Source organism: Lactococcus sp. S47, from assembly GCF_016517475.1.
In the GTDB taxonomy this organism is placed as follows: domain Bacteria; phylum Bacillota; class Bacilli; order Lactobacillales; family Streptococcaceae; genus Lactococcus; species Lactococcus lactis.
This window is the reverse complement of the sequence record NZ_JACVUB010000010.1, coordinates 1-20350: the sequence shown is the minus strand read 5'-3', so window position 1 is coordinate 20350 and position 20350 is coordinate 1. Positions and strand designations below refer to the sequence as shown.

Sequence of the window (20350 nt, the reverse complement as noted above, 5' to 3'; positions counted from 1 at the left end):
GGAGCTAAAAAATGTCTGAAATTGCAGTAAAAATAGATCATGTCAGTAAATATTTTCGACTCCCTACCGAAAGTTCAACAAGTCTTCGTACTACCTTAATCAATAGGCTCCGTGGAGTCAAGGGATATAAAGAACAACACGTATTAAAAGATATAAACTTTGAAGTAGAAAAAGGGGATTTTTTTGGTATCGTAGGTCGAAATGGTTCCGGAAAATCAACACTTTTAAAAATTATTTCACAAATATATACGCCAGAAAAAGGAAATGTGACTGTTAATGGCAAGCTAGTCAGTTTTATTGAACTTGGTGTAGGGTTTAATCCAGAACTTACTGGACGTGAAAATGTATTTCTTAATGGAGCTATGCTAGGCTTTTCTCCAGAAGAAATTGGTGAAATGTATGATGAAATTGTTGAATTTGCTGAACTTAGTGAATTTATGAATCAAAAATTAAAAAATTATTCCAGTGGAATGCAAGTTCGACTGGCATTTTCTGTTGCTATAAAGGCAAAAGGAGATATTCTTGTTCTCGACGAGGTCTTGGCTGTTGGGGATGAAGCTTTTCAACGCAAATGTAATGAATTTTTTGTTGAAACCAAAAAAGATAAGTCGAAAACAGTTATTTTAGTGACGCATGATATGAGCGCTGTTCAACGTTATTGTAATAAAGCAGTTTATATTTCGGATGGCTTTGCAGCTGAAAATACAGATGTTCAACATGTAACAAATTTGTACTCAGCTGATAATTTGAAAGTAACTCAGCATGCTGAACATGATGCTTTAGCTGATAGAGTTTGGTTAACTACTGATTCTAAGACTTTATTAACAAAAACAAGTGACAAGTTATCTTTTACTGTACATTTTGAAGCAAACTCAGAGCAGACCAAAGCAGAAAAAAGACTTTATCTATCATATTTTCTTTATGATGCTACCCGAGGGGGAGCGGCTTATGAATCCCCAGCACAAGAAGTTAAAATTGGCGAGAGTGTTTCTGCAGAAATTCCGATGGAAAATTTTCATAATACAGAGTTTCAGTTAGGGGCGACGCTTCGTAAAGATCCATCCGATTGGGAAAATGATAACCCATTATCTCAAACTGAGGTTATAGCGGTGACTCAACCTGGTGAGGATATTCGATTTATCTATCGTAACCCTGAAGATAAAGAGGCAGCTAGTCTTCTGAAAACGCTCTGAAACAATAAAAGGAAAGGAGGTAGAAACAGTGCCAACAAATCTTGAACGAATGAAATATGTTTTAACTAAAAATCCGGGACTATTGGTTAAAGCGCCAGGCAAAATCTTGCGGAAGACTCAGAAACATTTTCATCCATTAAAAAGTTTACAGCTGCAAATAAATAAAAATAAACGTAAAAAGACTCGTCGATTAAATAATTATGAAAATCCTAAACGGGTATTAATTTATGTAATTTATGAAGATCAACCTCAACTACAATCTTACAAATTATTTTTCTTAAAAGCTCTCGCAGACCTTTCTGATAAAGTTTTAATTGTTTTAAATAGCACTCTTGCTGATACTGATGTTAAAAAGTTAGAAGAATTTGGTCAGGTAATCAGTAGAGAGAATACAGGTTATGATACAGCTGCGTTTCGCCATGGAATCTTACTTTTAAAAGATGAATTAGCGAACTTTGATGAACTACTTTTGGTTAATGATACCAATGTTGGCCCAATGAAGGATCTATCAGCAGTTTTTCAAAAAATGTCTACTCAAAAATTAGATTTTTGGGGGATATCTTATGGTGAAAAACAAGCAGATTTCACAGGTTTTAATCCCTATGGTGCAATCCATGAACACCTCCAATCCTATTTTTTAGTAATTGAAAAAAACATGTTCCAAACCCCTGAGTTTTTACAGTATTGGGAAAATTTATCTGATACAGATTCTCGGAATAAAGCAATTGGAAAACATGAAACGGTTTTCACCAAATATTTTTCGGATTTAGGTTTTATTCATGGGGCAGTTGCTGGGAATAATGAAGATTCTGCTATGTATATCCATCCATTAACAATGCTCAAAAAATTTGATGTTCCGCTAGTTAAGTACACAGCGTTTTCAAATGATACAGATGATAAGTTTGCATGGCAAGGGTTAGAAAGAAAAACAGAAGTACCTGATTTAATTAATTATATTAAAAATGAAACAGAGTTTCCAAAAGAAATTCTTGATGAAGTAATTAACACCATTAAACATACTCCTCATCCTGAACACATTTTAATAATAGATGGAGTTGAAAATCAAATTCCGCAATGTACTAGATATCGTGTCATTAATAAAGCCGAGCAGCTCCGAAGTTTCGGTCATGATGTTTGGACTGTTAATGCAAGTGATTTTCAAATGGGCTACGCAGAATACGCGAGTCAGATTATCATTTATCGTACCCCTTATAGTGAACAATTTAAGAAATTGGTTGAACTAGCTCATAAATATAACAAACCTGTTTTCTATGATATTGATGACTTGGTCTATGATACTAGTTATACAGATCAACTAGAATACGTAAAAACATTAGGCAAACAAGAGAAAGAAGCCTATGACTCGGGTGTAAGAAGTTATGGTAAATTAATGAAGTTATGTGATGCTTTTATTACCTCAACAACTGATTTAAAAAATGAGTTATCAAAATTAGGAAAACCAGTTTATCTTAACCGTAATTTAGCAAGCGAAGAGCTAATATCAATCAGCAAACAAGCCATCACTAAAAATATCAAAGATAAGAAAAAAATAAAAATTGGATATTTTTCAGGTTCAATTACACATAATGAAAACTTTGATTTAATTAGGTCTGCTATTCTAAAGATTTTAAAAGAGTTCCCTCAAACAGAACTACATTTAGTAGGCCATTTGACAATTCCTGATGAAATGAAACGCTACAAAGAGCAACTTGTCATTCATGATTTCGTAGATTGGACTCTTTTGCCTTCTTTGGTTTCAGATATGGATATTAATCTTGCGCCACTAGTTGATACCGTGTTTAACCGAGCAAAATCTGAAATTAAATGGTTAGAAGCATCTTTAGTAGGTGTCGCTACAGTAGCGAGTGATATAGGAAGTTTTTCTGATATCATAACCAATGGAACCACAGGAGTTCTAGTAGCTGATGGCATGTGGTATGAACAGTTGAGGGATTTAGTTAATAATAAAACTAAATTGGAAGTTTTAGGTATTAATGCTAAAAGAAAAGCCATTAGTACTTGTAAAACAACGAAACATAAGGATGAATTTATAGAGGCAATTCATGGCTAAGTTAAAAAATATCAAAATTACTACTCTTTTTGTCAGTTTTTCATTATTTTTTGGTTTGATAGCAGCTATAATTATGCCGGTTGCTTCCGTACCTGATGAAACTTATCATTTTAATATAAGTTTTAATGAGTTTCTTAGCAATAAAGAGATGGAGAAAAATGTTGCAAATACCCCATCTAAGCAACGACTTTTAGGGGCTGAAGACTTATTTGCTATTCGAGATACATCAGTCGCTGGTAGTGCAGATGATTTATTTAAACTTAGCTTTACACGTAAAGTGGAAGTTTTAGAACAGTCCCATTTTCGAATTAAATTTAATAAAGAGAGCCTGCTACATCTTCCCCAAGCTTTGGGAGTTTTACTTGGATACCTGATCTACCCAAGTTATGGTTTAATGTTTTTTTTAGGAAGAGTATTTAACTTACTTTTTTATATAGGATTGATTTATATTGCAATTAAAAAAGCGGCTTTCGGGAAGCTCCCTATAAGCGTAATTGCTCTCTTTCCTATTACTATTCAGCAAGCAGCCTCACTCTCTTATGATACAACACTTTTTGTAACTGTATTTCTTGTATTTTCATTAATGACAAGAATTTGGTCAGGACAACATAAAATTTCTTGGAAGTGGGTAATCTACTTTCCTTTAATTTTATTAGGGTTTTATTTGACGAAAAAATCTGCATTAATTTTATTATCCCTACTGTTGACACTCCCCACAACATTCTTTAATAATAAAAAAATCCAGACTTTGAGTCATCGTTTTTGGAGCTTTTGGAATAAGCGCAAATGGTTAGTCCTACTTGTATTAGTTATTGGAAGTTTTGTAATATTTCGTTTTCTCTTTCAATCTCACGGAGGTTTTGTGAGATGGGCACACATTATGTTTAATACTTATTTTGCAACGTGGATGAACGGAAATTTAGATCCTATAATTGTATCAGGTATGGTAGGAGCCTTTAGTGCGTTCAGTTATCGTTTACCAGAATGGCTCATTATCCTGACTTTTGTTATTTTGTCATGGCTGATGCTAAGTGATAAAAAAGTAAAAATAGATAATCGAGTAATTTTCATCAGTAGTTGTATTTTTGTCTTTAATATACTTCTTACTGGAACTATGATGTATCTTGGCTGGACTGGTGGGAAAGGGAACGTGAGTATTGGTGAGCAAGGACGATATTATACACCATTTCTAATTTATTTACTTCCGCTTTTCATGAAAATTTCTGAGAAAGTAAAAGTAGAAATAACTGGAACTTATCGAAAATTAATGGCTTTTGGATTATGTTTTGTAAATTTATCACTATTCATTATATTGACGATTGTGTTCTGGTTTTCAAAAGGTTAATTTATGAAAAACATTTTATTTGTTTCCCCAACGGGTACACTAGATAATGGGGCAGAAATTTCGATATTTGAGTTGCAAAAGCAGCTTAAATCACAAGGCTTTAACGTTGTAAACGTGACTCAAGCCTCAGGAGATAAACCCTATATAGAAGCTTTTGAAAAAGCTGGTATTAAAAATTATATGTTAAATGCGGTAAAGTGGTGGTGGGAAGATGCACCTGGTCCTATCCAAGGAACTGAAAGGGAACTTTATCACTATTATCGCGAACATCTTAATAAAATTAAAAAAATTGTTGACGAAGAAAAAATTGATTTAATAGTTACAAATTCTGTAAACATGTTCCAAGGAGCTTTAGTCGCAGCAATTAAAAAAATTCCACATTTTTGGATTATTCACGAATTTCCAGAAGGTGAATTTTCATATTATTTAGACAAACTGGATTTTATTAATGAATACTCAACAGAAATTTTTGCTGTTCAAGGACGCCTCCAAGAAAAACTACAAAATTTAATCCCCAATCGTAAAATCTATGGTTTTTATCCTTATACCCAAACCACAAATGAAAATTTACGAGAAGGAGATAAAACTCGTCTTATATCAGTAGGGAGATTAACAGAACGTAAAAATCAACTGGAATTAATTGAAGCTTTTCATAGATTAGATGATCCAGAAGTTGAATTAGTACTAATCGGAAACTTTGATAAAGATTATAAAGAAAAAGTTGTCAACTTTATTAAAGAAAATAAAATTAAAAACATAACTCTCGCTGGTCCCAAAGCTCAACCATGGTCAATGGTAACAGACAAAGATATTTTCATTGGTCCATCAAAAATGGAAACCTTTGGATTAGTTTATGTAGAGGCTTTACTACATGGAGTTCCCAGCATTGTTTCAAGTAACCCAGGTCATCTGTCAGCATATGATATTTTTGGGTTTGGGCAATTTTATGATAGTGGCAACGTGAATCAACTAACAAAATTAATTTCAAATACCTTGAATGCTTTTGATTTAGAAAAACAAAAGTCTTTATCAGTTTTGAAGGATATTAAAGCAATTTATTCAGTAGAAAATGCTTATCAAGAAGTTATAAAACTTTTAGAAGTAAATTACGATTTAAATAATCAGAGTATTAGGCATTTGGAAAAAATATTGACAACTAATGATAATAACTCTGAAAGTTTTATTGCGAAAGCTAAATACATGATTAAAAACGTGCTCATTAAAATGAGGATATTACGATGAAGTTGACAATCTGTCTAGTTGCATATAGTACAAAATATACTGAAACTGTAAGTTACAAGCAACTAAATAATATGAAAAGTTCTATTAAAGAATCTCTAAATGTTATTATCTTTGATAATGGTTCAATTGATTTTTCAAGTGAAAAAAAACCAAATGACTTTTCGTCTATTGTATATTATTATAATCAAGATAATGAAGAACGTGGGACACGAATAGCCTACCAATATGCTTTACGAGAAACAAAAGATGAGTGGTTTATGCTGTTAGACGATGATACAAGGATAACGGAAACCTATATATACAAAGTATTTGAAGACTTAGGGCGCTCACAAGTCAGTGCTATTTGTCCACAAATTTTTGATAAAGAAATCCAAATATCTCCTACATCTAGTGAAACAATAAAGAATTTGAAGTATCCTAAAAAAGCTGGCAACTACGATGAAGATATTACTGGTATTTCTAGTGGGCTTGTCTTATCAAAATTATTCATGACAAAAATAGGAGGATTTACTAAAGAATTTCCCCTTGACTATCTAGACCATTGGATTTTTTGGCAATTAAGAAAACATCGTCAAATTATTCAAGTGATTGATGAGAAGATTTATCATCAACTTTCAGTACAACGTCTAGAAGAATTATCAAAATCAAGATTTATCAAAATTTTTACAGCAGAATACTACTACTATAAAAACTATCAGCCCGAGCATCTCTACTCAATTAGAAAGAAATATGTTAGAATGATAGTTAAAGGTTGGCTTAAGGGGGATACTTTCCCTGCAAAAGCACTCATAAAAATAATACTAGGAAAGAAATAAAATGGTAGAACCAAAAATATTATTAATTATACCAGCTTATAATGAATCCGAGGGAATTACGCAAGTTGTTCAAAAGGTTGAACAATATCGCATAAAATCAAAATATATGATTGATTATATTGTTATCAATGATGGTTCTACGGACAACGAAGAAGAAATACTTAGAAAAAATGAAATTAATCATGTTGAATTGATTCAAAATCTAGGTATTGGAGGAGCAGTGCAGACAGGATATAAGTATGCATTGGAAAAGGGCTATGACATTGCTATCCAGTATGATGGAGATGGACAACATGATATTGAAAGCCTTCCCTGTCTGATTGAACCATTGTTGAGCGGAGTAGCAGATTTCACAGTGGGTTCACGTTTCCTAGAAGATAGTAATTCAGAATTTCAGTCCTCAACTACAAGGCAGGTAGGAATTAGAATATTATCTGCTTTAATATTCATGACTTCAAAAATAAGAATAAAAGACGTTACAAGTGGATATAGAGCAGCAAATAAGAAAGTCATTTCACAGTTTGTGGGTCGCTATCCAAGTCAATATCCTGAACCTGAGAGTTATATGCATTTATTTGCAAAAAACATTCGTGTAAAAGAGGTGGGAGTGCGTATGTTTGAAAGAGAAACCGGGACATCTAGCATTAATTTATTTAAAGGAATGAGCTATATGATAAGTGTATCTCTTGCTATACTTTTTTCTGCAATTATGGGAGGTAAGAAATCATGATGCCATTACCATTAAGGATTTTAGCCATTATATTGGCCGTTCTCTTTTTCATCTATACCATCCGACTTATTCGCAAAAATCTTGCTGAAGTTCGGCACATGTTGAAATGGTTTATTCTTGCACTAGTTATATTATTTGGTGCAATTTTTTCAGAATTTGCGGCAAAAATCGCTTATGCTTTAGGGGTGACAACATTAACTTCCTTTGCACTTTTTGTGTTGGTTGGAATGCTTCTTGTTATTTCAATACGCTATCAAATCTCTCTAATAGCAGCAGAAAAGCAAATTAAAACACTGATTCAAGAAGTTTCGTTATTGCGTAAAGATATGAAAGACACAGAACTAGGCAATAATGAAACAAAGAAAAAAGTAAGCCACATAAATAAAACTTTGGAGTAAAATAATCAAGTGAGTAAAATTTTAACAGTAACAATACCTTCGTATAACACAGAAAAGTACATCGATGAATGTCTACCATACCTTATTGATGAACGGATTATCTCAGATATTGAGATTTTAATCGTTAGTGATGGGTCAAAGGACAATACAGTATCTGTTGCACAAAAATGGGCAGATAAATATCCTGACTCAATTCGTGTAATTGATAAAGAAAACGGAGGACACGGTTCAACTATAAATCGTGGGATCTTAGAAGCAACTGGTAAATATTTTAAAGTAGTAGACGGAGACGATTGGGTTGTAACAGAAAATTTTGTCAAGCTGGTTGAATTCCTTAAAAAATCTGATGTAGATCTTATTAATAATCCCTATTTTGAACATGATGAGGTAACAGCAGAAAAAAAACTTATGATGGAATTAAAAATTTCGGCAAATCATATTATGGATCATGAGGAGATTATCGGAGAAATCAAAATTCCGCCCATGCATACAATTACATATAGAACTTCAATTTTGAAAGATAATGATATAAAAATTGATGAAAAAATGTTTTATGTTGACGTTGAGTATATTTGTTATCCATTACCTTTTGTAAAGAAATCAGTTTATTTGGATTATCCAGTTTATGTCTACCGTACAAACTCAGGGACACAATCCATGGCAATTGGTAACATGGTAAAAAATAGAACGATGCATTTAAAAATGACAAAACATATTTGGAATTTCATAAAAAATCTTCCTAAAAATTCATCAAATTCAGTGAAAAAAGTGTTAATTCAGCGCTTCTCAGAATTGATTTTTGCTCAATATGTAATTAACCTTTCAATCCCTGATAAAGTTGAGAGAAAAACTGAAACGAGTGATTTTACATCATATTTAAAGACTGAAGGAATTCTAGAAATTCCAGAAGTTCTAAACTTGTCTAAGCTGGTGATTCGTACTAATGGTGGCGTGATCGTACCAGGGGTAAAGCTGAGAAATATGCTGCAAAATCAGAAAGCTTGGAGAGGTGTAGAGCGAGCTTTACTGACAACTTTAAAAAGAATGAGAAATTAAATATTTATCTTAATATGTTTAATTCTCGTGTTTTAGAGTGACTAAGATTTGCTGCTCTAAAAGACTCGTGTAGTATTAGAGTTATGCGGAAAAAGATAAATAAAGTAGATAAGCAAAGGATTATTAGTCAGCTTGTTGGATTTAGATATAAAATCAAGGAAATGGAAATAAAATGGCGAATCTGAAACCTTTAGTCAGTGTGATTATCCCAATATATAATGTTGAAAAATATTTGGATGATTGTTTAGAATCTATTATTAATCAAACCTACAAAGATCTGGAAATTATTTTGATTAATGATGGATCAACAGATCGTTCATTGGATATAGCTGAGACTTATGTTAATAAGGATAAGAGAGTTAAACTTATTAATCAAAAGGGGCAAGGCGTTGCAATGGCCAGAAATAATGGGCTAGATAAGATGGATGGCCAATATATTATGTTTTTGGATTCTGATGACAAGATTTCGAAGGATGCTATAGAAATTTTATTACGGCCAATCAAGGGGAAAACGCATGTTTTTTCAATGGCAAGGTATTCTACTCAAGATACTTTGAGTGACCATCATGAGAATATAGAGATAGTTTCTATAAAGGGTGAAATGATAAATAGGATAAAAGCTGTGCAATCATCAGGTTATCCCTCTTTTAGCCCTTGGGGAAAATTATATAGTCGTGATATTTTTGAAAATATTCGCTTTCCTAATTTGGCAATACATGAGGATACTTCCATCATATTACCTGTTATAGAGCAAGCTGATGAAATTGTACTTGTAAATCAGCCACTGTGGTACTATCGACAAGTTGTTTCAAGCCTAACGAATATAAAAATTTCTCAAAAAAATTATGATATTTTTGAAAAAAATAGCATACAAATAGAGTTTGCAAAAGAAAAATATCCAGAGATACTAAATTATGTTTATAAATTATGTATGAATGAAAATGATTTTATTATGATGAAGTGTATCCGTGATGGTTCAAATTTTTCAATGATTCTTTTTAATAAGCTTTTCCAACAAAATCAGGAATTTGCAACGATTAGCAAACAAAGAAGAGCTTTATATTGGAATATCAACTTATATAAAGGTTATTTAAAATTGTCAATCTTACTTTATAATAATGAATTTATCAGGGGATTAGCAAAAAAAATACTTACATGAAAGAGTAGAATAGGAATGAAAAAAATAACAGTCGTAATGCCTGTTTATAATACAGAAATCTATCTAGAAAAATCTATACAAAGCGTTTTATCACAAGATATAGGACAGGAAAACTTTATTCTTATTGCTATAAATGATGGATCAACAGACAAATCACTTGAAATTCTTCACTCATATGAGAAGAAATACCCTAATTGTATTAAAGTCGTTAATCAAGAGAATCAAGGCGTAGGTAAGGCAAGGAATGTTGGTATTGAGTTGGCAGATTCAAAATACATTTCATTTCTTGATTCAGATGATTATTATGAAGTTGATTTTTTGAGTAAACATGTTAAAAAGGCTGAGGAAACAGATGCTGATGTTATCATTTCGGGATTCCGTAGAATTACAAGTGAAGGTAAAGTTCTGAGAATATATTCGCCTAGCTCACCTCAGAGGTATACGAAGTACTCAACTATGTCCTCGTGTAATCGAATCTATCGTTTAGACTTTTTGAAAAGAAAAAAGATATTATTTTTTGAAAATACGTTTGTTGAAGATACTCCATTTTGTTTATCCATTATTGCTCAGGGGGCGGAGTATGGATTTATAGATTATATTGGTTATAATTGGTTATTCAATCCTGTGTCATTTTCAAGTACCAAGCTAAAAGTAGGAAATGAAGAAAATACTGACAAAGCAGTTGAGATGCTAGAAATATTTTTAGACGTTGGAGCTATTAAATTAACAAATTCTCCAGAATTTTCCTACTTCATGTTTAAAGCTATCTCCCATCAACTACTTAGACAGGGGAAACAGGCAAGTCGAGAAGGATTTCTTACTCAATTTTATAAAGAAAAAAAATTACTTGAAAATAGACTTCCAAGTGCTTTGAAACTAACTTCAATTATTAAAGGATCCAAAGGAGATGAAATAAAAGTGAGATTAGTTGTAACTACTTTCTTTAGTATCTATAAACTAGGTCTTATGTCTTTATTTGCCAGAATTTATACAAAAGGAGATAAGATTTGAATAAAGTTTCATTAGATGAAATAAAAAAACTTGAACTTGAACTATTAGATCTAGTAGACAAGGTATGTCGTGAAAATGATATTGAATACTCTCTAGGTGGAGGATCATTACTTGGTAGTGTGAGACATAAAGGGTTCATCCCTTGGGATGACGATATAGATATTATGCTAACTCGTAAAAATTACGACAAACTTATAAAGCTTCTTAGCCATCAAGAGGAAGCGGAGTTATGGCATTATTCAATTAAAGAGACTTTTCAACCCTATGCGAAACTCTGTAATAAAAAAACTTACCAAGCTAAGTCTGGTTTCGACTTTCTTTGGCCCAAGATTGGTGTAAATATTGATATTTTCCCGATGGACTCTATGCCCTCCAAAGAAGAGGAGAGAGTTAAATTCATGCATGAAGCACAGCATAAAGCGGAAATTTTATATTCAACATCCTTTCCAGCATTTGTAAGTGGTTCAAAGTGGTACTACTCTTTTGCTCGTCTTTTTCTCCGAGGACCAAAATATCTTAAATATCATGGAAAAAATAGGCAAGTGGCAAGAGATGTGGATGATTTCATGTCAAGATATCAGTTAGATTCTAGTGCAAATCAAATTGGATTTCTTGCAAGTCGTTATTTCGATAAAGAACATTTTCAAATTGAAATATTTGAAGAGTATGAAGAAGTTAAATTTGAGAATCTAACTGTGAGAAAAATTGTTGATCATGATAGTTATTTGCGTCAAATTCATGGAGATTATATGCAACTTCCTCCTGAAAGTCAGCGAATAAATCATGATTATGTTACTTTTTATTGGAAAGAAGTTTAAAAATGAATATTGGGTTAATATTTGCGGGCGGTACAGGATCACGAATGAATTCTAAAGATAAGCCTAAGCAATTTTTGGAAGTTCATGGGAAACCAATTATTGTACATACCATTGACTTATTTGAAGAAACAGATGAAGTGGATGCAGTAGTTGTTGTAATATTGTCTGAGTATTTAGATTATATGGCTGAATTAGTTAAGAAATTCAACTTAAAAAAAGTTAAAGCAATTGTACCAGGTGGTGAAACTGGACAACTATCAATATTTAACGGTCTTGAAGCGGCAGAAAAAATATCAGAAGGCAAAGAATCTGTTGTTTTGATACATGATGGGGTGCGTCCGTTAATTAACAGTAAAGTTATTCGTGATAATATTGAATGTGTTAAGAAAAATGGTTCAGCTATAACAACAGCACCTGCAAAAGAGACAATTGTACTTGTTAATGGCTCTCAGGAGGTTTCAGAAGTTGTGGATAGAACACGTTCTTTTACTGCTAAAGCTCCTCAAAGTTTTAATCTTTCAGATATTTTAAAAGTTGAGCGTGATGCAATTTCGAAAGGTATTACTGATGCAATTGATTCAAGCACACTTATGGGGATGTATAATAAAACCTTACATATTGTAGAAGGACCATATGAAAATATAAAAATTACAACACCAGATGATTTTTATATGTTCAAAGCACTGTGTGATGCACGCGAAATAGGTCAGATTTATGGAGTATAATCAATGATTACATTTGAAAACAAAATTGTTCAAGAAGATTTAAAAAAAATTGTAAGTTCATCTTATATTAATTTTGAAAAACTAAGAGGAAAAACTGTACTAATTACAGGTGTTTCTGGAATGCTAGCTACTTATTTAGCTTATGTTATTTATTATTTAGATGTTCACAAAAATTTTCAAACAAAAATTATTGGTACTGCTCGAAACATGGAAAAAGCAAATGCTAAATTTCAAAGCTTATCAAAAGAATATTTTGAACTTGTTCAGCATGATGTTACTCAACCCTTTGATTATGAAAAAGATATAGATTATATTATACATGCGGCAAGTAACGCTAGTCCGAAATTTATTTCAACAGATCCTGTAGGAATTATCAAAGCTAATACTTTGGGAACAATGAATTTATTGGAGTTGGCAAGAACAAAAAGAATTCAAAATTTTCTTTTCTTATCAACACGCGAAATTTATGGAAAATCAATTAAAAATCTATTAACAGAACAAGATTATGGGGGATTTGATATCCTTTCTCCAAGAGCCTGTTATCCCGAAAGTAAACGAATGGCAGAAACGTTATTGGAAAGCTATTCTGTACAATATGAGATTCCATATACTGTAGCTCGAATTGCTCACTCTTATGGTCCAGGTATGGAAATAAATAATGATGGACGTATCATGAGTGATTTGATTTCGAATGTTGTTAATCATGAAGATATCATTCTAAAATCTGAAGGGACTGCTGAAAGAGCCTTTTGTTATATATCAGATGCAACTACAGCACTCTTAACAGTTTTGTTAAATGGTGATTCTGGACAAGCATATAATGTTGCAAATGAAGACGAACCTATTCAAATACGAGATTTGGCACAAAAATTAGTATCACTTTTACCTGATGAAAAATTAAAAGTTAAGTTTGATATTCCTACTTCTCAAAGTACAGCTTATAGTACAGACGGTAGAACAGTGATGGATATGTCTAAAATAGAAAAATTGGGTTGGAACAGATTAGTTGATCTCGACTCGGGCTTGAAAAAGACAATAGAAAGTTTTGAATAATGAAAACAGCAGTACTGATGGCAACATATAACGGAGAGAAATTTATTGAAAAGCAATTAGATTCTATAAAAAATCAAGTGCTTGCTCCTGATTATGTTATCATACGTGATGATGGTTCAACGGATGGAACGGTTCAATTTGTTAAAGATTACATAGCAACTAATGACTTAGTTGGATGGAATATCATTAAAAATCAAAAGAACTTAGGTTGGCGCTTGAATTTTCGCCAATTGTTGATTGACTCGCAAAATACCGATGCAGATGTTATTTTTTTATCAGACCAAGATGATGTTTGGAATTTGGGAAAAAATAAACGACAATTAGAGATATTAGCTAAGCATCAAGAAATTGAGGTGTTGAGTGCTGATACTGAATTTACTGTGAGTACTAGTGAAGCGACAGTTCCAACTAATTATATCTTTAAGAACAATGATCAAGAACTTTCAGAATTTCCTGTTGAACATTTTTATAAGGCTGGTTTTCGTCAAGGTATGACCTTGGCGATAAAAAAAGAATTTATCAGTAGATTCTTAAAATATTGGAAAGAAGATTATAACCTACTCCCTCATGACGCTCTTATTGAGTGTCTAGCTGGATTATTAGGAGTTGGTTATAACCTGAACGAATGTGTTGCAGTTCATAATCGCCATGAGTCAAATGCAAGCGGCAAAGCAGTCGTAACGCTTAAATCACCAAAAAAGCTTCATATCCAGGAGCTTTATGCAAAATATCAAGGATATTATGAAATAGTTTATAAAGTTCTTCAAGATAATAAATCCTCTTTAGCTCATGAAGAACAAAAATACTATGAGTTCACTAAAAGAAGAGTAGAAAATGCACAATCTGGAAGTATTTGGAAGGTGATAATGCAGCAATTCAAAGATTGGAAAAATTATGAGCATCGTTCAAGTCAAATCAGAGATATAATCTTTGGATTTAAGAAAGAAATGAAATGAGAGAAAATAAAAAAATTAATTTTGTTATGCCAGCAAATTATAATCATGCAGTTGGTGGCTTTAAGATAGTCTATCAATATGCAAATTGGTTGGTAGATCAGGGGTTTGATGTTTCTATCAGTTACAGTTACTCTCCAAGTGACGGTAAAAGTTATTCTTTTCTAAAACGTATGGTAGATTCACACATATATAAATTTTCTAAAAGAGAAACGAAGGTAACTTGGTTTTCTTTGAAAAATGAAATTAAATCATACTACAATTGCATCCTTTCTAAAGACTTTCCTGATGCAGATATTGTATTTGCAACTGGAGCTAAAACTGCCTCTCTTGTTCATAAGCTTCCCAAAGAGAAAGGAAAGAAATTCTACTTTATTCAAAATTATGAAGCCGAAGGCTTTGGAAATAAAAAAGAGTTTGTTCAAAATACTTACAATTTAGGATTAACAAATGTTGTTATTTCCAAAGAATTACGACAAAAAGTATTGGAAGCGGGGGCACCAGATCCTAAATATCTTCCAAACTTCTATAATCATGATGAATTTTTTCTTGAAAATCCTATAGAAAATCGGAAAAATATTATTTGTCTTTTAAATCATACTCAAGAAACAAAACGTACAAAACTTGGGTTAGAAATTTTGAGAGAAGTAAAACAAACTATTCCTAATCTTGAAGTTCATTTATTTGGTGCATATGATCCTATTGAGGAGCTAGAAGATTGGATTCATTTTACTAAAAATGCCACATCAAAACAGCTCCGGGAAGAAATTTATGGTTCTTCTAAAATCTATCTTCTTCCAAGTGTTTTAGAAGGCTGGGTTTTAACGGGTATGGAAGCTATGGCATCAGGAGCATTAGTTGTTGCAAGTCGTATAGGTGGCATAGTAGATTATGCTAATGATGCTAATAGCATTTTAGTTGAACCTGATAATAAAAAAGAATTTGTCGATAATATTATAGAAATGCTTAAAGATGACGGGAAACGTATCGCTGTAACTCACAAGGGAAATGAAGATGTAAAACAGTATGTAATAGATAAATCTGGAGAACGGCTAATAAAAATAATAAATGGTGAAATTTAGAGGATAATTTGATGAAGTTAATAAAAAATATGATGTATAATACAGTTTATCAAGTTTTAATATTAATTTTACCTTTGATAACTGCGCCGTATGTTTCAAGAACATTGGGAACTACAGGAGTGGGTATTTATTCATCCACAGCCGCCTGGCTTGGGTATTTTGTACTTGCTGGTGGACTGGGTATTACATTGTATGGTAATCGTGAGATAGCCTATCATCAAAAGGATAAAGAGGCAAGAAGCCGCATATTTTATGAGCTATTAAGCTTAAAGTTCATTACTGTAGCTGTTGCACTTGTTGCATATTTAATTTTTATTTTCTTTCAAAATAAATGGGAAATATATTTTTTACTTCAAGGAATTACTTTGGTAGCTGTTGCTTTTGATGTTTCTTGGTTTTTTATGGGGCTTGAAAACTTCAAGGTTATAGTTGTTCGTAATACAATTATCAGATTACTCTTAACCGTTGCTATTTTTGTTTTTGTCAGGACACCGAATGATTTATGGCTTTATATTTTATTACTTGCTCTTTCAACATTGATAGGCAATATAACTGTTTGGCCTTTTTTACGAAGAGAGTTAATGAAAATTCCAGTTCGTTCCCTCAATATTTTTCAACATCTACGTCCAGTAACAATGTTATTGCTTCCACAAGTATCTATTACAATTTACACTTCACTTAATAAAAATTTACTTCAAATATTTTCTGGACTTGATAGCGTAGCATACTTTACACAAACCTATATGATCATTATATTGGGAGCGACACTTGTTTCAAGTTTTAACTCCGCATTTTTACCTCATTTATCAGGATTATTTTCATCTGGTGAGAGTGAAAAAGTAAAACCGCTTATTTTAAAATCAATAGATTTAGGAAACTGTATTTCTATCTTATGCATTTCTGGTATTATAGGTGTCAGTCAAACTTTTGCTGTCTTTTATTTTGGTAAAAACTTTGCTCCAGTAGGTTCTTTGCTTGCTGTTGGTTCATTAACTATATTTTTCTTGGCACTAACAAATGCCCTAAGTACACAGTATTTGTTAGCGGCAAAAAAAATGCATGAATATATGATGTCAACGGTTGTCGGTCTTATAGTGAATGTACTCTTCAATCTTACTTTAATTCCTATTTTAGGAACAATGGGTGCTATAATAGCGACAATATTGACAGAAGTTAGTGTAGCAACATATATTTTATGGAAGTTGAGGGATTTGTTTACAGTTAAGGAAGTTTTTCATGGTCTTTGGAAGTATATTATTGGTGGAGCTTTTGTTTTTGTATTCTTGGATTTTGTTAATAAGAATTTTCCAATTAGTATATTAAATTATTTAATTCAAACGATTATCGCAGTATTAATTTATATAATAACTTTATACATATTACGTGCACCAGCTAATTCGTTAGTTAGTCCGTATATCAAAAAAATTATAAAAAGATAAGCTATCCCAAATATTGAAAGTCATTATGAAAAAAAAAATAAATACAAAATTTTTGATTTTAATCTGCTCCTTTATATTAATATTTTTAGTGACAGAAAATAAAATTATTGCCAATACTTTGCCACCAGAACAAACGAATGTTGAATTACAAGTTACTAATAATGGTATGCCCGTAATTCATACTTCTTATAGTGCTATGAACATTGATCGTGCTTATCAAGAAATAAAAAGTGGAAATATAAGTAAGAAAGCTAGAAGCTCTGCAGCCTGGATATTAGCATCTCAAAATACAAATAGTACCACTAATAATGGTGTAATTGCTTTAAGTAATGGTCAAAAAATTGGTCAAGGTATTACTCATACAGATGAGGAAATGAGCTCAATAATTTCAGGCCTAATTAATGTTGATAATTTATCGCTAATCAGTGAAATTAATCAGTCAAATACCACAGTTCCCTTTTTGAATCCAGAACATGTTATTTATAAGTTCACAAACAGCAAAGGTTTAGCCAAAGCCAATATTATGAAAGGCTATACGTTAATTCTTGATAATAATAACAACTTTGTTAAACTTACGAATATACAAAAATCTTCTGAAAAAGTTGTGATAGATCTTGTAAATGTGGATGATAAAATAAAGTTTACGGCGGATAATAAGTTAAGCGCTTTGGCTTCAAACTTTGGTCAGTATGTTGTTGGTACTAATCAAAAATTTAGTTTCAATCTTTCTATTAATAAAAATATGTGGCAGCAATCAGGAAATATTAATTTGGTTTTACCACCAAAATCAAATCTTTCCTTTGATTCGATAGAAGTTTTAAAAAACTCAGAGGCAGCAACAATAGTGACGAATCCAACTTTAAACGATACACTGGTATTCAATTCTTCTGAACCAGTGATTGCTGCCAATATCACATTAAATCCAACCCAAAGTGATATATTATTGCGTGTCACGGTACATGTAAATCTTGAAGGAAATAACGTAAGTACAAATAAACCGATTCATACATCATTGCAAGCGATCTCTGTAAATAAGGATGGTAGTTCAAGTGTGGCTTCAACTCCTAATTTAATTATCGCAGGTATAAATTTTGCAATGACTACAAAAAATGCTACGGCGTTTGCTGAAGGTGGAAAATTTATACTAGCTAAAACAGATGGTAGTGCTTATAAGATATATGGCAAAAATAAAAAATGGAATAAGTTTGATAACCTGGATATAGCACAGGCTTCAGATCCCCTAATTTTAGAAGGTGGAAATCGATATATATTGGGAAGTGATCAGCCTCAAAAAATTCCCCTGAGCGTTTTAAGATTTAATTTTAATGAGAAAGAAAATGAAAAAATCAATAATAGCTTAATACAGATTCTAGGTCTAGCACAAGGAGACGATTATTTTCTTTATCGTATTGATACGAATACTGATTTGTCAGATTCTAATAAAATTTTTAAGTTTTCTATTTTTAGCCGAAGCTATTTTTCTTCAAATAATTCCTTAATGGTTGATAATTCAATAACTAATCCAAGTAATGTCCTGATTGGTCTTACGGGAGAAATTCCTGATTATGCTCCAGGTGTTAATGAATATAGTAATTTAACATTAGATGGGAGTAGACAAGGGCGAAATACTATTCCAATTTATATCTTTGTAGCTATTAGTTTTTTTGGTGGACTAATTTTAGCTGTGGTAATTTTATTGGTAAAGTATAGAAGATTATAAGGAGTGGATATGAAAAAGAGAAAAGAAAAAAAATCTGTTTCCTCTTCTGTAGTTGGGGAAAAAAGTAAAGTCCACAAGGTTTATCTTATTATTAGTGTCTTACTCGGTATGATCCTTGCAATAGGAATGCCCTTTTTCAATGAACCAGATGGTCAATATCATTATGTAGTAAGTTCAAACATGGCAAATTTGTCAAATGACATTTCGGCTTATGGTGAACCTGAAATAGGAACTGGAATTGATCGACAAATTAAAGCATATCAACAGGGAGATTATTTTCAAACTTACTATTTAACTAAAATAGTTGAAATGCCAATGAGTAAGCAACCAAGAGAAGGATTAACAGAGAATCCAAATTTAAAATCCTATAACTTTTGGGGTCATTTAATTCCTTCTATAGGAGTATGGCTGGGACATAAAATTTATCCGTCAATTGGTGTTATGATAACAACGGCTCGCTTATTTTCAGTACTCATTAACTCATTATTAATGTTTTTTATAATTAAGTTTGTTAAAAAAGGGAAAATGATTTTTGTAGCCTTATCTCTAACTCCGGTTACTTTGAATTCGTTTGCAAGTTTATCTTATGATTCTCTGAGTTTTATATTAGTTGCTTGGTTAATGGCTATAATTATTAATAGTTTAGTTGATCAAAAGATTAACTGGTGGAGATGGGTAGAGTTGGGGGTGGCTTCAATTTCTATTTATTTTGGAGCAAAGACTAACTTTAAAGTTTTGTTACTTTTCATACCAGTATTAATAATAATGTTTATTTTCCCAAGAATATACAGTAAGATATCTTTGTTTCTTAGTTACTTATGGAGAAATAAAAGAGGAATATCTATAACTTTATTAGTGGGAATTGGACTCTTGCTTTCAATTTTACTCTTTTTATTAAGTTTGAAACATGGTGGGATTTTTTATAGTATTTATAGATTTATAATTAATTATTCTGTCAATTTACGAGATTACTTATCGGTAAGTTCTGTATTCTATAATTTATTAGGTTCACCATATCCTAATATCAATTATACGCCTGCTTGGGTAAGTATGATTTGGTACATTGTATTGTTCACTACGCTACTTTCCGAAGATAAATTTATTAAAAATAAATTTATCTCATTGACAAGTTTTATCATCTTTTTATTAGGAGTTATGGCTGTTTATTATGTCTATATGACATATACTCCCACTGGAGCACCAGTTGGAAATGCAACTATATTAGGCCAGATGCAGGGCTTACAGGGGAGATACTTTACTCCTACTTTGTTTTTACTTCTATTCATCACTTGCCAAGAAAAATTTAAAATTAAAATTAATGGTTCAAAAGGTGTACTATTGTTTGTAGCTGGTACTGCGGTACTTACAAATCTTTTACTTCTGTTTTCTACACTTTTTGGTGTATATTATTTGTAAAGATAAAAACTATGAAAATTTATATTAGAACTTTTTAATCACAACTTATATGTGATATCATGATAATAGGAGAAAAAATGAAATTTAATAAAAAAAATTATGATTATCTTATTGTTGGAGCAGG

Annotated in this window: 18 protein-coding genes; all 18 read left to right on the top strand. The window is 31.8% G+C overall.

The genetic code is table 11. The annotated features are described in order from the left end of the window. Positions 1-11 precede the first annotated feature (11 nt). The 18 genes from IAE52_RS09975 to IAE52_RS09890 all read left to right on the top strand — a co-directional run bounded on the left by IAE52_RS09975 (position 12) and on the right by IAE52_RS09890 (position 20226). Entirely contained in the window at positions 12-1193 is a 1182-nt protein-coding gene (locus IAE52_RS09975) for an ABC transporter ATP-binding protein (RefSeq protein ID WP_023163672.1), read from the top strand. 28 nt (positions 1194-1221) lie between these two features. Then, positions 1222-3264 carry a rhamnan synthesis F family protein gene (locus IAE52_RS09970; protein ID WP_239449836.1) on the top strand — a complete coding sequence of 681 codons (2043 nt, stop codon included), beginning with the start codon at positions 1222-1224 and terminating at the stop codon, positions 3262-3264. Further along, entirely contained in the window at positions 3257-4609 is a 1353-nt protein-coding gene (locus tag IAE52_RS09965) for a DUF2142 domain-containing protein (RefSeq protein WP_033899129.1), read from the top strand. The genes IAE52_RS09970 and IAE52_RS09965 overlap by 8 nt, the downstream gene beginning before the upstream one ends. A 3-nt stretch (positions 4610-4612) precedes the next feature. Next, entirely contained in the window at positions 4613-5851 is a 1239-nt protein-coding gene (locus IAE52_RS09960) for a glycosyltransferase family 4 protein (RefSeq protein WP_033899125.1), read from the top strand. Positions 5852-5922: 71 nt separating this feature from the next. After that, positions 5923-6666 carry a glycosyltransferase gene (locus tag IAE52_RS09955; RefSeq protein ID WP_230584876.1) on the top strand — a complete coding sequence of 248 codons (744 nt, stop codon included), beginning with the start codon at positions 5923-5925 and terminating at the stop codon, positions 6664-6666. Between the two features lies 1 nt (position 6667). Continuing rightward, positions 6668-7396 carry a glycosyltransferase family 2 protein gene (locus IAE52_RS09950; protein ID WP_023190028.1) on the top strand — a complete coding sequence of 243 codons (729 nt, stop codon included), beginning with the start codon at positions 6668-6670 and terminating at the stop codon, positions 7394-7396. After that, positions 7396-7794, top strand: coding sequence for a DUF2304 domain-containing protein (locus IAE52_RS09945; protein WP_033899195.1), 399 nt, complete (start codon positions 7396-7398; stop codon positions 7792-7794). The genes IAE52_RS09950 and IAE52_RS09945 overlap by 1 nt, the downstream gene beginning before the upstream one ends. Before the next feature lie 9 nt (positions 7795-7803). Further along, positions 7804-8850, top strand: a complete 1047-nt coding sequence (locus tag IAE52_RS09940; RefSeq protein WP_109990588.1) for a glycosyltransferase family 2 protein — start codon at positions 7804-7806, stop codon at positions 8848-8850. A 172-nt stretch (positions 8851-9022) separates the two neighbouring features. Continuing rightward, entirely contained in the window at positions 9023-10009 is a 987-nt protein-coding gene (locus tag IAE52_RS09935; protein WP_033899115.1) for a glycosyltransferase family 2 protein, read from the top strand. A gap of 15 nt (positions 10010-10024) precedes the next feature. Further along, positions 10025-11020 (top strand): glycosyltransferase family 2 protein, encoded by a 996-nt coding sequence (locus IAE52_RS09930; RefSeq protein ID WP_023190024.1) that lies wholly within the window; start codon positions 10025-10027, stop codon positions 11018-11020. Then, positions 11017-11838, top strand: coding sequence for a phosphorylcholine transferase LicD (locus tag IAE52_RS09925; RefSeq protein WP_058211808.1), 822 nt, complete (start codon positions 11017-11019; stop codon positions 11836-11838). Before IAE52_RS09930 ends, IAE52_RS09925 begins: the two co-directional genes overlap by 4 nt. Before the next feature lie 2 nt (positions 11839-11840). Then, positions 11841-12563: a 2-C-methyl-D-erythritol 4-phosphate cytidylyltransferase gene (locus IAE52_RS09920; protein WP_023190022.1), complete on the top strand. Its 723-nt coding sequence runs from the start codon at positions 11841-11843 to the stop codon at positions 12561-12563. Between the two features lie 3 nt (positions 12564-12566). Further along, positions 12567-13616, top strand: a complete 1050-nt coding sequence (locus IAE52_RS09915; RefSeq protein WP_023190021.1) for an NAD-dependent epimerase/dehydratase family protein — start codon at positions 12567-12569, stop codon at positions 13614-13616. After that, the gene (locus IAE52_RS09910; protein ID WP_023190020.1) at positions 13616-14572 is read left to right on the top strand and encodes a glycosyltransferase; all 957 of its coding nucleotides are present in this window, start codon (positions 13616-13618) and stop codon (positions 14570-14572) included. Before IAE52_RS09915 ends, IAE52_RS09910 begins: the two co-directional genes overlap by 1 nt. After that, positions 14569-15651 carry a glycosyltransferase family 4 protein gene (locus IAE52_RS09905; RefSeq protein WP_109990589.1) on the top strand — a complete coding sequence of 361 codons (1083 nt, stop codon included), beginning with the start codon at positions 14569-14571 and terminating at the stop codon, positions 15649-15651. Before IAE52_RS09910 ends, IAE52_RS09905 begins: the two co-directional genes overlap by 4 nt. Positions 15652-15662: 11 nt before the next feature. Continuing rightward, complete coding sequence (locus tag IAE52_RS09900; protein ID WP_023190018.1) at positions 15663-17090, top strand: oligosaccharide flippase family protein; 1428 nt, start codon at positions 15663-15665, stop codon at positions 17088-17090. Between the two features lie 25 nt (positions 17091-17115). Further along, the gene (locus IAE52_RS09895; protein ID WP_033899102.1) at positions 17116-18810 is read left to right on the top strand and encodes a hypothetical protein; all 1695 of its coding nucleotides are present in this window, start codon (positions 17116-17118) and stop codon (positions 18808-18810) included. Between the two features lie 9 nt (positions 18811-18819). After that, the gene (locus IAE52_RS09890) at positions 18820-20226 is read left to right on the top strand and encodes a DUF2142 domain-containing protein (RefSeq protein ID WP_052062129.1); all 1407 of its coding nucleotides are present in this window, start codon (positions 18820-18822) and stop codon (positions 20224-20226) included. The last annotated feature ends 124 nt before the right edge of the window (positions 20227-20350 follow it).

Excerpts from the sequence above, each read along its gene's own strand:
- IAE52_RS09975 (WP_023163672.1), top strand. The coding sequence starts at position 12 with ATGTCTGAAATTGCAGTAAAAATAGATCATGTCAGTAAATATTTTCGA.
- IAE52_RS09965 (WP_033899129.1), top strand. The coding sequence starts at position 3,257 with ATGGCTAAGTTAAAAAATATCAAAATTACTACTCTTTTTGTCAGTTTT.
- IAE52_RS09960 (WP_033899125.1), top strand. The coding sequence starts at position 4,613 with ATGAAAAACATTTTATTTGTTTCCCCAACGGGTACACTAGATAATGGG.
- IAE52_RS09955 (WP_230584876.1), top strand. The coding sequence starts at position 5,923 with ATGAAAAGTTCTATTAAAGAATCTCTAAATGTTATTATCTTTGATAAT.
- IAE52_RS09950 (WP_023190028.1), top strand. The coding sequence starts at position 6,668 with ATGGTAGAACCAAAAATATTATTAATTATACCAGCTTATAATGAATCC.
- IAE52_RS09945 (WP_033899195.1), top strand. The coding sequence starts at position 7,396 with ATGCCATTACCATTAAGGATTTTAGCCATTATATTGGCCGTTCTCTTT.
- IAE52_RS09935 (WP_033899115.1), top strand. The coding sequence starts at position 9,023 with ATGGCGAATCTGAAACCTTTAGTCAGTGTGATTATCCCAATATATAAT.
- IAE52_RS09930 (WP_023190024.1), top strand. The coding sequence starts at position 10,025 with ATGAAAAAAATAACAGTCGTAATGCCTGTTTATAATACAGAAATCTAT.
- IAE52_RS09920 (WP_023190022.1), top strand. The coding sequence starts at position 11,841 with ATGAATATTGGGTTAATATTTGCGGGCGGTACAGGATCACGAATGAAT.
- IAE52_RS09915 (WP_023190021.1), top strand. The coding sequence starts at position 12,567 with ATGATTACATTTGAAAACAAAATTGTTCAAGAAGATTTAAAAAAAATT.
- IAE52_RS09910 (WP_023190020.1), top strand. The coding sequence starts at position 13,616 with ATGAAAACAGCAGTACTGATGGCAACATATAACGGAGAGAAATTTATT.
- IAE52_RS09905 (WP_109990589.1), top strand. The coding sequence starts at position 14,569 with ATGAGAGAAAATAAAAAAATTAATTTTGTTATGCCAGCAAATTATAAT.
- IAE52_RS09900 (WP_023190018.1), top strand. The coding sequence starts at position 15,663 with ATGAAGTTAATAAAAAATATGATGTATAATACAGTTTATCAAGTTTTA.
- IAE52_RS09895 (WP_033899102.1), top strand. The coding sequence starts at position 17,116 with ATGAAAAAAAAAATAAATACAAAATTTTTGATTTTAATCTGCTCCTTT.
- IAE52_RS09890 (WP_052062129.1), top strand. The coding sequence starts at position 18,820 with ATGAAAAAGAGAAAAGAAAAAAAATCTGTTTCCTCTTCTGTAGTTGGG.